The organism is Flavobacterium maritimum, assembly GCF_040049085.1.
GTDB classification, from domain to species: Bacteria; Bacteroidota; Bacteroidia; order Flavobacteriales; family Flavobacteriaceae; genus Flavobacterium; species Flavobacterium maritimum.
In genome coordinates this window covers 24071-40069 of sequence record NZ_JBDLZY010000005.1, presented here as the reverse complement: position 1 = coordinate 40069, position 15999 = coordinate 24071, and the positions used below count along the sequence as shown (strand labels likewise).

At 33.2% G+C, this 15999-nt stretch carries 7 protein-coding genes; 3 read left to right on the top strand and 4 right to left on the bottom strand.

The annotated features are described in order from the left end of the window. Positions 1-8: 8 nt before the first annotated feature. The 4 genes from ABEB23_RS11620 to ABEB23_RS11605 form a co-directional block, all read right to left on the bottom strand. The gene (locus ABEB23_RS11620; protein ID WP_348812772.1) at positions 9-1625 is read right to left on the bottom strand and encodes a RagB/SusD family nutrient uptake outer membrane protein; all 1617 of its coding nucleotides are present in this window, start codon (positions 1623-1625) and stop codon (positions 9-11) included. Between the two features lie 36 nt (positions 1626-1661). Continuing rightward, positions 1662-4631: a SusC/RagA family TonB-linked outer membrane protein gene (locus tag ABEB23_RS11615; RefSeq protein ID WP_348812771.1), complete on the bottom strand. Its 2970-nt coding sequence runs from the start codon at positions 4629-4631 to the stop codon at positions 1662-1664. A 498-nt stretch (positions 4632-5129) separates the two neighbouring features. Then, a complete protein-coding gene (locus ABEB23_RS11610; RefSeq protein ID WP_348812770.1) occupies positions 5130-6218 on the bottom strand; it encodes an alkaline phosphatase family protein in 1089 nt (362 codons plus the stop codon). Positions 6219-6325: 107 nt separating this feature from the next. After that, entirely contained in the window at positions 6326-8182 is a 1857-nt protein-coding gene (locus ABEB23_RS11605) for a glycoside hydrolase family 127 protein (protein WP_348812769.1), read from the bottom strand. Positions 8183-8731: 549 nt separating this feature from the next. On the opposite strand from ABEB23_RS11605, the gene ABEB23_RS11600 reads away from it, so the two are divergent. From ABEB23_RS11600 to fsa, 3 genes are all read left to right on the top strand, one after another. Further along, a complete protein-coding gene (locus ABEB23_RS11600; protein WP_348812768.1) occupies positions 8732-12682 on the top strand; it encodes a hybrid sensor histidine kinase/response regulator transcription factor in 3951 nt (1316 codons plus the stop codon). 399 nt (positions 12683-13081) lie between these two features. Further along, positions 13082-15136 carry a transketolase family protein gene (locus ABEB23_RS11595; protein ID WP_348812767.1) on the top strand — a complete coding sequence of 685 codons (2055 nt, stop codon included), beginning with the start codon at positions 13082-13084 and terminating at the stop codon, positions 15134-15136. An 87-nt stretch (positions 15137-15223) separates the two neighbouring features. After that, the gene (gene fsa / locus ABEB23_RS11590; protein ID WP_348812766.1) at positions 15224-15880 is read left to right on the top strand and encodes a fructose-6-phosphate aldolase; all 657 of its coding nucleotides are present in this window, start codon (positions 15224-15226) and stop codon (positions 15878-15880) included. Positions 15881-15999: the final 119 nt, after the last annotated feature.

Sequence of the window (15999 nt, the reverse complement as noted above, 5' to 3'; positions counted from 1 at the left end):
ATATCAATTTAATTGTAATTTGAATTTTGTTTCAAATCAGGATTTGTATTTAGAACAGTTTGGGGAATCGGAAAAATAGTACGATAAGCCTCACTCGGTTTATGTGATAACCATTCAGCTTTGGTATAATGTCCAAATCTAATCATATCTCTTCTTCTAAACATTTCCCCTGCAAATTCCCAACCTAATTCATCATAAAAACGTCCGAATTGTTCTGGAAAAGATGAAGCCTGAGGTGTCAAAATATAGTTAGCAACATTTCCATAAACATAAGAAGATTTTCCCAACAAATCAGACCCGGTTACTGTAGCTTTGGCAGGATTTGTGGACTTAAAAGCTCGTTGTCTAACCTGAGAAACTAATACACCTGCTCCACTTGCATCTCCCGTTCTAAGTAAACATTCCGCTTTCATCATATACACTTGAGCATAACGAAAAAGTACCCAATCATTACTTAAATTAGTTTTAGATCCCAACGGAATTTCATACTTATTAAATCGATATCCATCTGCCTCTGCTGTATACAATCCATCAGGCATTGAGTTAACAAAATCTAAAGGTTTATTTTTTGATTCATACGCACCAGTTAAAACTGTCCCATCGGAAGCATATTGGATCCCTGATAACCAAGTCGATTTAAGTCTCGTATCTTCTGAATCGTAAGTATCAATAAATTGAGGAACTGCTTTATAACATCCTGCGCCATATGGGCTGTCTGCAGTATTAAATGTCCTTTTATTCGCAGAATGCAAAGTAACATGGTAAGCATTAAAACCCGTACCATAAATATCATCGAATGCAATTACAAAAATATTTTCATTTGAATTTTCATTTTTAGCTTTGAATGGATCCGAAAAATTCGCGTCTAATTGGTATTTTCCGGAGTTAATTATATCGTCACATTGTGAAAGACAAGCTTGATATTGAGAAGTTCCCGTATAAACTTCAGCATTTAGATAGATATTTGCTAAAATAGTTTTTGCACCCCATTTGTTAATTCGCCCATAATTGGCTGTCGTTTTTTCAGGCGACAAATCATTTATTGCTTCTAATAATTCTGCAATAACATAATTATAAACATCTTCTCTAGGGGATGTAACAGGTAAATCTAAAGAGGTATCCGTAACCAAAGGTACATCTCCAAAATTGTCAAATAATTGCCAATAATGATAAGCTCTTAAAGTTTTCGCTTCGGCAATCAATTGCAACTTGTTTTCAGTGGACGAAAGGGGTATTTCATCTCCCATCAATTGTTCAATCAATTTGTTGCACAATAAAACCCCCTTATAATTAATATTCCAAAGAGGAATCAAATGAGCTTGTGCTGAGTTCCAACTATGTAAATGCATACGTTGATAAATACCACCATCATTCCAGCCGGAAGCATTTGCTGGCATTACCGCCTCGTCTGTTGTTATACTTTGAATATAAGTGGTATAAAATCCAATCTGGGGTCTTAAGTTCGCATAAACTGCTCCAAGAGATTTTGTTGCATCACCAGGAGAGAGTACATAACTACTTTCTGTGACACTTGAAAAAACTTCTTCATCTAAATTAGTACAAGCCTGCAAACTACCTAGCATTATAATTATGAAGAAACATCCTTTTTTTAATACTGTTTTCATTTCTTTTCTATTTTATTAAAACACATTTTCTAATTCTTAAAAATTAAAATTCAACCCAAGTGCAAAAGTTCTCATCGATGGGTATCTATCAATCACATCATTCCCTGGATCAAGTCCTGTAACATTTACTTCAGGATCTAAACCTTTGTATTTAGTAAAGGTCATCAAATTACCTCCAGTTAAATAAAATCTAATGGCTTTAATGCTTTTGTTATTAAGATCTAAATTGTATCCCAAAGTTACATTGTCAATTTTCCAAAAACTTCCATCTTCAATATAATAACTTACATATTGTAATTCCTGGGTATCACTCAAAACGGTTTTCCCGTATCTTAGATGATACGCATCCGACAAAATATTCCCTCTTGTTAAAGCTACTGGCGATTCAAAATACATTCTTTGAAAATTTAAAATATTATAATCAAAGGCACCTCTCATTCCAACATTTAAGTCAAAATTTTTATAGATAAAGCTATTGTTAAAACTTAATAAATGTTTTGGCAATCCATTTCCAAGTACTTTTTTATCATTAGGTGACTGTTGAGAAATCGGTTTTGGTTTCCCATCTTGCCCTTCAATTATCCATCTACCGTTAGTATCAATATCAATGGATTTATACCCATAAAAATCTCCTATCTGTCCCCCTACAACAACACGATGTGTAGTTTGTTGAATTGGATCTAAGGTAGTTCCCGCATCAATAAATCCAGACTTTAATTGAAAAGAGTCATTCGATAAAGAAACTAACTTGTTTGTATTAGTCGAATAATTGACATTACCGTTCCATGTAAAATTTTCATTTTGAAGAGGAACAAAATTCAGTTGTACTTCGATTCCTTTGTTTTCTAAAGTTCCTGCATTTGCAATAATATTTGGATAAAGATAAGATGGAACCGGTACTTGATAATTCCAAAGCAAATCTTTAGTAGTCCTTTGGTATAGATCAATACTTCCTGAAATTCTTCCTTTTAAAATTCCATAATCAAGACCAAAATTCCATTCTTCTTTTGTTTCCCACTTCAAATTAGGATTACTGTTAGATGCTGGCTGCAATGTTGGACCCCAAGTTCCATTATTTAAGAAGTTAGCAGATGTAGAGAGTTGCAGCATAGACATATAAGGATCGGTTGGAATAGTTCCCGTCACTCCGAATCCTACCCTTAATTTTAATTTATCAAAAACATTAGCCGATTTAATAAAATTCTCTTTAGCTAGATTCCACCCGACAGATGCTGCAGGGAAATTTCCCCATTTATTATTCTCTCCAAATTTTGAAGAACCTTCTCTTCTAAAGCTGGCAGAAAAAAGATATTTATCTTCAAAATTGTAATTAAGTCTTGTAAAAAAACCAATCAATGTAGATTCACTTTTAAAAGAAGACATCGTTGCCTCGCCTCTTTTCAAAGCTGCTCCAGCTCCAATATTATTGTATGTATAAACATCTGATGGGAAATCCCAGTTATTCATATAATAATTTTCAAAAATATTCGATTGATAAGAATATCCTAATAATCCTGTTACTTCATGACTATCAAACCTTTTTTTGTATTGTGAAGTAAGTTCTAATAAATCATCTACAGAACTAGTAGTTCCTCGGGAGGCATATCCATTCTTTCCAAATTTAACTGTAGAAATATGTCTCTTGGTTTCAGAATAACCTCTCGTTTCATTAAAACCAGTACGTGAAGCTAAAGCTTTAAAAAACAGAGATTCAATAGGAGTAATAGTTACAGAGCCGATGGACTTTAATTGCCTGTTCATATTTTTTCCATTAGTTTCATACAATGCAGCAAGAGGATTTATATACGCATTAATAGCCAATCGCTCTGTCCATACACCATTATCATCTTTAGGTCGATCTGTTGGATTGTGTGTAAGTGAATTACGATAAATTTCTCCTTGAAAACTTTGACCATCTCCTAAAGCTTGGTATTGCTGCTCTCTACCAATCAAACTAAAATTAAATTTAAGAATATTATCAAACATTTTGTGATTTACTTCAATTCTAGAATTTAAAACACTATTATCAGATCGTTTAACTATTCCTTCATCTGCAATGTAATTAACATTTGCAACATAATTTGATTCACTATTGGCTCCTTTTATACTAAAATTTGTAACATTAGAAACGGGAGTCTGCAAAATAGATTCCTGCCAATTAGTGTTATATCCATAATCGGCAGCTCCAGGCTTTTTTTGATCTACCAATTTTCGATACTCACTTGCATTCATCATATTCAAAGGGTTAACAATACTTTGAATAGAAGTAAGTTGACTTATTTCTAAAGTCAACGGGGTATTTGCTTTTGTTTTTTTTGAAGTTATGAAAATAACACCATTACTACCCCTTGTTCCGTATATTGCAGCAGCAGAGCCATCTTTTAATACGTCAATAGATTCAATATCCTCGGCGGCAATAGTATTCAAATCTCCAGGAACCCCGTCAATTAATACTAAAGGAGCAGTTCCTGATTTTAGGGTCCCAACACCTCTTAACATTATCTGAGAAGTACTAGTTGGATCTCCAGTTGGTCTTATAACTCCCACACCAGCAACCTTTCCTTGAATTAACCGACCCGCATCAGTAGCCATTCCTTTGTTGAACGACTCACTTTTGACTTTAGAAACAGAGGATGTAAGTTCGCTTTGACGTTGTGTCCCATAACCAACAACTACAACTTCTTCCAATTTGTTTTCTTCTTCGGTTAAAGTTATCTTTACAGTGCTTTGATTTTCAATTTTGATTTCTTTAGTTTTATACCCAATAAAAGAAAATTCTAAAATAATGTTTTTAATTTCTTCAGGAATTGTCAAACTGAACCCCCCATCCATATCTGTACTTTGTGATATTTTTGAATTTTTCACAACGACGTCTACCATAGGCAGTGGTAAACCATCTTTTTCTGAAATTACCTGTCCTTGAATTTTTCTCTCTTGTGAAAAAGCCTGTCCTGCTAAGAACATTGAGAAAAATACAACTAATAAATAAACTGATTTTTTATTCATAATATGCTTAATTATTTATTATTTTGAGTGAAATCAATAGCAACATATTAAAACCTTATTCCGTAATTTAATTCGTTGCTTTGAAATCTATCAAAGGTTTGTATTTAGTTATTAATACTTTAATTTTTTCATTTATAAAAGAATAAGGAAATGCAAACTTTCATATAAAGTCTTTCGGTATAAGTATTACTACTTTCTTTTGTTTTTACTTATCTGGTTAACGCACAAATTATTTTAGACAGACGCAAATTCTAAAAAATAAGATCAAATCATTTGAAAACTAATTTTTTCTGTGGCTTTAACCGTTACTCATCAGTAACTGCACACAGCTATAGAATCTTGATAAAAAAAACAGACTACATTTTATATTTTTTTTAAATGTATTTGTCTTCTACTGCAGGAACTACTATGAGCAGCCTACATTCAATAAATTATGGATCTTTCATAGTGGAAGCGAATTTAAATGTTAAATTATTTTATAGTTTTACGTAAGCGAAATCACTCGAAATCAATTTTTTTAGCTACAGGATGAGTTGATTTAAAAATTTCCCCTAACTGATTAGCAACTGTTTGAGCAAATTGTTCAATATATATTTGATTTTCCTTTTTAATTTCCCCTAATGGCTTAATTTGTGGCCCTACCGCAGCAAACCAAATTTGTGAAGCATCTTGAATATTTTTCCCATGACTAGTCCACTCCTCTTTTATAATATTGCCTCTACCATGGTCCGTAGTTATAAACAGTGTAGTTTTATCTTTGTATTTTGGGTCATTCTGAATAAAATCCCATACTTTCTTAATATAAATATCTACCTGATGAGCTGCATTCAAATAGAATGCATACTGTCCCCTATGTGCCCAAGTATCTGTTTCCAGAAAAGAAATCCATAATACATTCGGTTTATTTACTTTTAATTCTTCCATCGCTTCACTAAAAGCGAATACATCAGGACTCATCTTGTACCATGGTTTGAGATAATCAATATGAGAATCTGAAAGCATTTCGTTGATGAGTTTTTGATTATTAGTGGGGTTATCACCTCCGACGTGGTCAAATGCAGAAATAATAGGGAAACCGCAGGCTTCCTCATTCAAAATTCTATCAAAGGCTTCCCACGCAGAAAAAACACTTACTTTTCCCTTAAATTTATCTTTAGAATTTAAATACTGTAAAATATTTAAATTAGGATTATTCGGATATTGGTTAGAGTCGATTTTCAAATCCACAAAACCGGTTGCAATTTCACTATATCCGGGAAAACTTATCCAATAAGGGTTAGCGTTGTTAACCTTATTTCCGTAATTTATATTTCCAAAAATTTGTCCTTGTTTTCCAAAAATTGACCAAAAGTTAGGCATTAATTTCTCCCTTCTTTTTGTTGTGTCATCATCCCAATATTTATTAAAAATATAAGTACTGTCATTTTGATTAAATTTTTTATTTTTTGCTATTTCGATATCCATTCCATTGAAAACTTCAAAATTTCGGTATCCATCAGTCGTTATAATTATTACATTTTCAGACTTTTGAGCATTTGAATTAATTGTTCCTAAATAAGTCAGCAGCACCAGTATTACTCTTTTCATAGTTTTGTTTTTTAATTTTTTATGAACATAGTTTGATTTAAAATTTATTTTTTTTGAAAAACAGTTAAATATTTTTTGAAAAACAATATGCTGCTTTCAAAAAAAAATTAATTATTCTTATAATCAATCCATACTTTCATTTTACTATCCTCTCTGTTATCCCAAGAATAATAAGGAATAAATTTTATGACATTTTTGGGATCCGAAACCGTTTTTATTTCCATAATTCCACCTAATAAGTTGGGATTGAAAACAGTTTCAAACTTTGTTTTCTCAGAAACACTTTCAAAACCAAAATTAGTTTTGTTGTCTATTTCTTCTAAACAATACACAATTGGCCCTCTTTGAATGGCTCTTTTTCCGGTATTTTCTTTCACGCGATCATCCGCTTTAACCACCTCAACAGGCATATTCATGGAGATTCTAATTTCATCTCCTTTTTTCCATTCGTTTTCTAATACAGCATATCCATTTTCTAAAACTGGACTGACAATTTCTTTTCCGTTTAATGAAAGAGTATATTTTTTGCACCAGGAAGGAATTCTAAGTCTCATTTCTTTTTTCAAGGGAGAAGACAAGGATTGAACCTTAAGTTTCACGTCGCCATTCCATGGATAATTGGTTTCTTGTTGCAAAACGACTTTGTTTTTCCCAACAGAAATATCCACCGAACTACCTATGTATAAGTTTACCCAAATCACATTGTCCGATTTTCCATAAATATAATTTCCAACAGAAGGCATAAAACGTGAAATTTGACTTGGACAACAGGCGGTGCCGTACCACGCTTTTCGGTGGTGAGTCCCTTTAGATGCTAATGGATTTACATAGAAAAATTTATTTCCGCTAATAGAAACCCCTGCCAAAACAGCATTATACATAGATCGCTCTAAAATATCCACATATTTAGAATCACCAGATGATTGATTCATTCTCGAATTCCAATAGCACATACCCACTGAAGCACATGTTTCACTATAAGCATCCAGATTTGGTAAATCATAGTCTTCAGTAAATCCTTCATTTGCCCTAGAAGAACCAATACCTCCAGTAATATACATATTTCGTAAAACCACATCATCCCAAACAGAACTCAATGCTTTGGAATATCTTGATTTCCCTTCCAATTTTTCCACATCAGTCATACCCGAAAAAAGATACATACATCGAACAGCATGTCCAGAAATATCAGTCAGTTCTGCTACAGGTTTAACATCTTGGTAATATTTGATATCCCATTCCCCTGCTACACCCGTAGTTCCGTATCCATGTCCTCTTTCTTCTAACAACCATTTCGAAAAATCTAAATATTTTTTGTTGTTAGTGATGGTATAGAGTTTTACCAAAGCCAATTCTATTTCTTCGTGTCCAGCTACCCAGTGGCGTTTTCCTTCTCCAAAAAGAGACATCATATGATCTACCATCTTTTTGGAAACATCCAACAATTTTGTTTTTCCAGTTGCCTGATAATAAGCTACTCCAGCTTCTATAAGATGTCCCGCACAATAGTCCTCATGCTTGTCCATATTGGTCCATCGCTTATCTAATCCTGTTAAAGTATAGTAAGTGTTAATATAACCATCCTTTAATTGGGCACTTGCTATCTTATCAATCCAATCGTCAGCTGTTTTCTCTAATTTTGGATCGGGATTATTTATCAAAGTGTATGCAATACCTTCTAATGCCTTGTATACATCCGAATCATCATAAAAAATCCCGGAATGTTTTCCTGACCTTTTCCCTGCATTTACAAAATTAGTTATACGCCCTGTTTGACTTTCAATTTGGGAAATACAAGTGCTCAATGTACTTGCTGCATGGTTTTTCAAACGAGGTTGCCAAAAAGAATCGGTAATTTTTACTTTGGAAAAATTGATTGGTTCAATTTGAACCTCTTTTCCCTTGGCTTGTCCAAAACCGTTTAAAGAAAATAGGGTAATAAATAATAATAGTTTATATTTCATAATTCAATACTGATTAATTGTAATTTGGGTTCTTATTCAAATAATATCTTCATTTATAGCGTAGCTCGAAACAATCCTTGCAATATAAATTGACTCTTTTACCGTCAATTATTTTATCCATTTTTCTACTGTCAAGCTCTCTTTCTACTAAAATCATTGCTTATTATTGAACCTTTTTTTACTATTATAGTTTCCTCTTTGTGGTTTTTACAACTAAATTGAAAAAGCACCAACGTAATAACCGAAGTCATCTGAATATTTTTCATTTTTATATTTTAGGGTAATATTATAAGATTAGTAATGATGCTTTCAAAAAACTTTATTCTATTGATACTTTGCTTTTTATCTAGCACAAAAAATATCAAATTCATTTATTTAAAAGACAAAGTAGATGCTTTTAATTCAAAATAAAATGCTTCATTTGTGTCATTTTTAATATAAAATGATTCAAATTGCATAAAAAAGATCAAGTAAATAACACCTTGCAACATTCTGTTGAAATTTGACACAATTTGCTGAACATAGGTTTAATTATAAAAAAACATAACGATGCGTAAATTCTTTCTTTTTTTATTTCCCTTAATTTTTTCTTCAAATTTTATTGAGGCACAAGACTATTATTTTAAACATTTTCAAGCCGAAGAAGGCCTTTCCCACAACACTGTTTTAACCTCTTTGCAGGATGAAGATGGCTTTATGTGGTTTGGAACTAAGGATGGTTTGAACCGATTTGATGGTTATCGTTTTAAAACGTATCGGAGCAATGGAGACCCAATTCATAGCTTAGGAAGTAATTTCATAAGGTCTTTACATGAATACAAAGGAATAATTTGGGTTGGTACCGATAAAGGTTTGTATCAATACAATAGAAAAACAGATCGGTTTACGATTTTGAATGAAGCCATAAACAATAGAATTAACGACATAAATCATGATAAAAAAGGGAATATCTGGTTTATTTCAGGAAACATTCTATACAAATATTCAACAACAAAAAAAGAAACCGAAACTTTTAATCCAGACAAATATTTTACTGCGACTTCAATTTCACAGGATGCAAATGGCGAAATCTGGGTTTCTTCTTCAAACAAAATTTATCATTATTCTAACGAAAGCCTTTCGTTTGAAAATCAACCACTTATAACTCCCGCAACTTCAGGCAACTTAAATATTTCTGTTATTTATGCTTTGGACAAAAATAATATTGTAATTGGTACACATGCTGATGGCGTTCTAGTTTACAATATTCCAGGCAAAACAACTTCTAGATTAGAATTTTCGACTAAAAACCCAGTCTATGTACGAAAATTCAGAAAAAGAAATAATACCGAGCTATGGATTGCAAGCGAATCCGGAGTGTATGTTTACAACCTGAAAACGAAAACAACCGTTAATCTCAAAAAAAACTATAATGATCCCTATGCAATTTCAGATAATGCGGCCTATTCAATAACGATTGATAAAGAAAACGGAGTTTGGATTGGAACCTATTTTGGCGGCATCAATTATTATCAAAAACAACACACACAATTCAAAAAATATTTCCCTCAAAAAGGGCAAAACTCCATTAGCGGAGGTGCCGTAAGAAAAATTATTAAAGATGACAATGGTAATCTTTGGATTGGTACTGAAGATGCCGGTTTAAACCGATTAAACCCGAAAACGCAACAGTTTACTTCGTATTTGCCAAACGGCAGCAAAAGCAGTGTCCCCTATTACAACATTCACGCTTTAATGTCTAGAAAAGACAAAATTTGGGTCGGAACATTTGAGTATGGCTTGGATATTTTAGATAAAAATTCAGGTAAGGTTATAAAACATTATAGTGCCAATAATCCATCTTCTGGTTTACGCAGTAATTTTATTTTCTCATTTTATGAAACCAAAAAAAATGAATTGATCGTAGTTACCAATTTAGGACTTTATTTGTATAATGAACAAAAGGATAATTTTGAGCCTTTAAAAACATTTCCAACAACTATATTTTACACCACTTTCATAGAAGATATCGATGGAAATTTGTGGGCTGGAAGTTCTCGAGATGGTCTATTCTACTACAATCCAAAAACCAAAAAGAAAGAGGTCTTTATTTATCATTATAAAGACACTAAAGGAATCAGCGATAATTCAATCAATTATATTTTTGAAGACAGTTCTAAAAATTTATGGTTTGCCACCGAAAATGGACTGAATTTATTTGATAAAAAAACTAGGACTTTTAAAAAATTCACCACTAGAGACGGACTTCCGAGTAATGTAGTGTATGCGATTTTAGAAGATGACACTAAAAATTTATGGCTAACCACTTCTAAAGGTCTGGTAAAATTTGGTTCAGATCATAAAAGTATTAAAGTTTATACAAAAGCGAATGGTTTGTTGAGCGATCAGTTTAATTATGCATCGGCTTTTAAAGATACGAACGGCGACATGTATTTTGGAAATCTAAACGGAATGATTAGTTTTAATCCAAATAATTTTACAAAAAACAAACACTCCCCTTCAATTTTTATTACTAATCTTCAAATCAACAATAAAGATATTGACGCCAGTATAAATGATTCTCCCATAAAACAATCTATTTCGCATATTGACGAACTAAAACTAAACAACAACCAATCGTCATTTAATCTTGAATTTGCATCATTAAACTACACGGCTACAGAGCTTACAGAATATTGGTACAAACTTGAAAACGTAAATAATGATTGGGTCTATCTGGGGCACAACAATAAAGTGTTCTTTACTGACCTAAGACCCGGTAATTATGTTTTTAAAGTAAAATCGTTAAATAGTTTTGGCATTTGGAGCAAAGAAATTGAATTAAAAGTTAAAATTTTACCACCATTTTGGGCCAGTACTTATGCTTATATTTTCTATTTTCTGCTTATTTGTGGGTTCCTTTATTACATTATTCGTTATTCGCAAAACTTGACAGAAATTAAAAACAACCTAAAAATAAAACATTTAAACGACGAAAAAGAAAAAGAAATCTATCAGGCAAAAATTGATTTTTTCACGAATGTTGCACACGAAATTAGAACACCACTAACACTGATAAAAGGTCCGTTGGAAAAACTTTTGACAATGGAACACAAATCACCAGAAGTTCCTCAAAATCTTTCTATAATGAAGAAAAATACGTCGCGATTGTTAAAATTAGTCAACGAATTATTAGATTTTAGAAAAACAGAAATTGGCGGATTGAAACTCACTTTTGTAGAAACAAATATTTCTTCAATGGCTAGAAAATTACACTTGAGATTCAGCCAATTAATTGAAGAAAAAGGCATTAAATTTGAATTGGAACTGGGCCAAAAGGATATTTTTGCCTTTGTTGACAAAGAAGCGTTCAAAAAAATCCTGAGCAATTTGATGGGTAATGCCATTAAATATTCAAAAGACAAAGTTTCAATTACGCTTTTTAGAGATGAAAACAAACTAACTTTAATCGTGAAAAATGACGGAAATCTAATCCCATTTCACTTAAAAGATAAAATTTTCGAACCTTTTTTCAGGGTTGATAATATGGATGGTTCTTCCGGAACCGGAATTGGACTTTCGCTTGCACATTCGCTAACACAATTACATAACGGGAATCTGCAATTAATTGCAGATCCAACCCTCAATGTTTTTGAACTTGTAGTCCCACTTCATCAGGAAGAAGCGTTTATGCTTTACAATGAATCTGAAAAAGAGGAAAATAGAAGGGAATCTAAAATTGTTGGAATTGAAAGTAAACACGAAAAAACGCAAGTTTTAGTTGTAGAAGACAATGCAGATTTATTGAATTTTATTTCAATGGAATTATCTCCGCTTTACACTATTTTTAAAGCTGATAACGGCGAAAATGCATTGAAAATAATTCACAGCGAAAATATTCAACTTGTTATAAGCGATGTCTCAATGCCTATTATGGATGGAATTACCTTATGTGAAAAAATTAAAACAAATTTAGAAACAAGCCATATTCCAGTTATTTTGCTTACCGCCAAAAGTTCACTGAAGTCACAAATTGACGGTCTTGAAGTGGGAGCCGATGCTTACATTGCAAAACCTTTTTCGATGGATTATTTAAAAGTTCAGACAGATAATTTAATACAAAACAGAAAACAAATTATGAACTACTATGCTAGTTCACCTCTTTCGCACATCAAAAGTATTGGGCACAGCAAAACCGATGAAAAGTTCCTAAAAAAATTAGACCAGGAAATTCTAAACAACATTACTGATTCTGATTTAAGCGTTGAGTCTTTGGCCGAAATAATGAACATGAGCCGCTCGACTTTATATCGAAAAATTAAAGATATTTCGAATTTGAGTCCTAATGAATTAATCAATATTGTGCGCTTAAAAAGAGCCGCAGAACTACTTTTGAACGAGAATTATAAAATGTACGAAATTGCCGAAATGGTGGGTTATAAATCGCAGACAAGCTTCGGTCGAAATTTTCAAAAGCATTTTACAATGACCCCTTCAGAATATATCGCTATGAATAAATAACTATTAATTGATGGCAATACTACCTTGAAAAAAATAGTATTGCCATTTTTTTTTGGCAAAATAAATACGATTCCCATTTAAAAATAACAAGAAAATAAAATTATTTGTTTTTGTATAAAAAATTTGTTTACATTTGTAAATGTATTTTTTACACTTATTATTGTTACATATATATAATGACTCACAAACAAGCAGTTAATTAACCGTTTCAGGTCTATACGTAAAAAATATCATTTAATCTGCACCATTAGCTTTGGCAAGTGTCCGTATAATTTTTTTTATGCCCCAACTAAATTTGCCGTAAAAAAATTACTGTTGCAAAAAAAATTAGCATAACAATAGTTCAAGATTCAGCTACAACGAATCTTATCCAAGCATATATAATTTTATAATCTAGACATGAATAAAAAAATTGACAATTTAGCTGCTGATAACATAAGAGCTTTGGCCATTTCGATGGTAGAAAAAGCAAATTCAGGACATCCGGGAGGCGCCATGGGAGGTGCCGATTTCCTTCACATTCTATATACAGAATATTTAAACTTTGATCCAACAGAAATGGATTGGCCTTTTAGAGATCGTTTCTTTATGGATGCAGGACACTTATCTGCTTTAATGTACGCGCAATATTATTTATTGGGGAATTACAAAAAAGACGATTTACAAAATTTCAGACAATGGGGTTCTGTTACACCAGGTCACCCGGAAGTTGATGTACTAAGAGGAATAGAAAATACTTCAGGACCGTTAGGACAAGGACATGCAATGGGTGTCGGTGCGGCTATTGCAGCCAAATTTTTGGATGCCAGATTCGAAGGACTTTTCAATCACAAAATATACGGTTTCATCACTGATGGTGGGGTTCAGGAAGAAATTTCTCAAGGAGCCGGTAGAATTGCTGGACATTTAGGCCTAAATAATTTCATCATGTTTTATGATTCGAATGATGTGCAACTTTCATCGATGACGGATGAAGTTACCTCTGAAGATACCGCCATGAAATATGAAGCCTGGGGATGGAAAGTTATCACTATAGACGGTCATGACCACGAACAAATCAGAAAAGCATTAAACGAAGCACAGGAAGAATCGGAAAGACCAACCTTAATAATTGGAAAAACCATTATGGGTAAAGGTTGTGTTACTGCAACTGGCGATATGTATGAAGGAGAATGCGAATTACACGGAAAACCTATTGGTGATACCAAAGCAGATTACGTAAAAACCCTAATCAATCTGGGAGCAAATCCTGAAAGTCCTTTTGATATTTACGAAGAGGTTCAAACGCATTATTCAAAAATATTGGCTAAAAAAGAGGAAGATGCTGCTTACAAAAAGCATCATGTAGCCGCTTGGAAAAAAGAAAATGAAGCATTATCACAAAAAATGGATTCGTTTTTATCCGGCAAACTGCCTGAACTGGATTTAAGCAATGTGGTTCAAAAAGCAAATGCAGCCACCAGAGATGCTTCTTCTGCGGTTTTGGGATATTTAGCTGAACATGTAGAAAACATGATTGTTTCTTCGGCAGATTTATCCAACAGTGATAAAACAGACGGCTTCCTTAAAAAATCATCTGTTTTACAAAAAAATGACTTTAGCGGAGCCTTTTTACAGGCAGGAGTTGCAGAATTGACCATGACTTCTATTGCTAATGGTATTGCCCTTCACGGAGGTGTAATTCCTGTAGTGGCAACGTTTTTTGTGTTCTCAGATTATATGAAACCAGCTATCCGATTGGCTGCAATTCAAGAATTACCGGTAAAATATGTCCTGACACACGATTCCTTCCGAGTAGGTGAAGACGGGCCTACCCACCAACCTATTGAGCAGGAAGCACAGATGCGCTTGTTGGAAAAAATAAAAAATCATGCTGGTCATCAAAGTCTGTTAGCCCTCCGCCCTGCTGATGCTATTGAAACTTCAGTAGCTTGGGATATGGCCTTAAAAAACACCAATACACCGACTGCTTTAATTCTTTCCAGACAAAACATCAAAGACATTCCGGCCAACGGAACTTCAAGATACACAGACGCGACTGAAGCTAAAAAAGGTGGTTATTTAGTAAAAGCAACCCAAAATCCGGACATCACTTTAATCGCAAACGGATCTGAAGTTTCGACACTTTTGGATGCTGCCGTGATTTTAGAAAAAGAAAAAAATCTAAATATAAATGTAGCCTCAATCATCTCTGAAGGTTTGTTCAAACAACAATCAAAATCATATCAGGAGAGCATTATCCCAAAAGGGAAATTGGTTTTTGGACTGACAGCAGGGCTTCCGGTAAACCTGGAAGGCTTGATTGGTGATAGCGGAAAAGTAATTGGATTAGAGCATTTTGGTTACTCTGCACCGGCCAGTGTTTTGGATCAGAAATTTGGATTTACCAGCGAAAGCGTTTGTGCAGAAATTGTAAAATACATAGAAGAGAGCAAATTGATACTCAGCTGCTAAGGTAGTAATACTCTGAGGTCAAAAACTTAGAATCTTAGAACCTCAGCATCTCAAAAAAACAAATACAAACATTAAATAAATAAAGACATGAAATTTTTTATAGATACCGCAAATTTAAAAGACATAAAAGAAGCTAATGATTTAGGAATTCTTGACGGTGTAACCACCAATCCTTCGCTTATGGCAAAAGAAGGAATTACAGGTGCAGACAATATCATTGCACATTATGTAAAAATTTGCGAATTGGTTGATGGCGACGTAAGTGCAGAAGTTATTTCGACTGATTTTGACGGAATGATTGCAGAAGGAGAAAAACTGGCTGCTTTACACCCGCAAATTGTGGTAAAAATCCCGATGATAAAAGAAGGAATAAAAGCCATCAAATACTTTTCGGATAAAGGAATAAAAACAAACTGTACATTGGTGTTTTCTGCTGGCCAAGCCTTACTTGCGGCAAAAGCAGGAGCTACTTATGTATCCCCTTTCATCGGAAGATTAGACGATATCTCTACTGACGGAATGGCCTTAATTGAAGAAATAAAATTAATTTACGATAATTACAGTTTCGAAACCGAAATTTTGGCTGCATCTGTACGTCACGTCATGCATATCTTGAATTGTGCAAAAGTTGGCGCCGATGTAATCACAGGTCCATTGAGTGCAATTGAAGGTCTAATGAAACACCCTCTTACAGATAGTGGTTTGGCTACATTTCTAGCGGATTACAAGAAAGGGAATAGTTAAAAACATTTTCTCAGACTGCTGTTTGTCATTTTTCTCAGCAGTCCACCTTATAAAACTATTCTGAAAATATTTAAAATTGTAGTACTCAAAAATCTAAGAATAGTTTTTTCATAGTTAGT

What these genes read in the sequence shown, in the direction of transcription:
- ABEB23_RS11595 (WP_348812767.1), top strand. Translation starts at nt 13,082, where the DNA reads ATGAATAAAAAAATTGACAATTTAGCTGCTGATAACATAAGAGCTTTG.
- ABEB23_RS11610 (WP_348812770.1), bottom strand. Translation starts at nt 6,218, where the DNA reads ATGAAAAGAGTAATACTGGTGCTGCTGACTTATTTAGGAACAATTAAT.
- ABEB23_RS11600 (WP_348812768.1), top strand. Translation starts at nt 8,732, where the DNA reads ATGCGTAAATTCTTTCTTTTTTTATTTCCCTTAATTTTTTCTTCAAAT.
- fsa (WP_348812766.1), top strand. Translation starts at nt 15,224, where the DNA reads ATGAAATTTTTTATAGATACCGCAAATTTAAAAGACATAAAAGAAGCT.
- ABEB23_RS11615 (WP_348812771.1), bottom strand. Translation starts at nt 4,631, where the DNA reads ATGAATAAAAAATCAGTTTATTTATTAGTTGTATTTTTCTCAATGTTC.
- ABEB23_RS11620 (WP_348812772.1), bottom strand. Translation starts at nt 1,625, where the DNA reads ATGAAAACAGTATTAAAAAAAGGATGTTTCTTCATAATTATAATGCTA.
- ABEB23_RS11605 (WP_348812769.1), bottom strand. Translation starts at nt 8,182, where the DNA reads ATGAAATATAAACTATTATTATTTATTACCCTATTTTCTTTAAACGGT.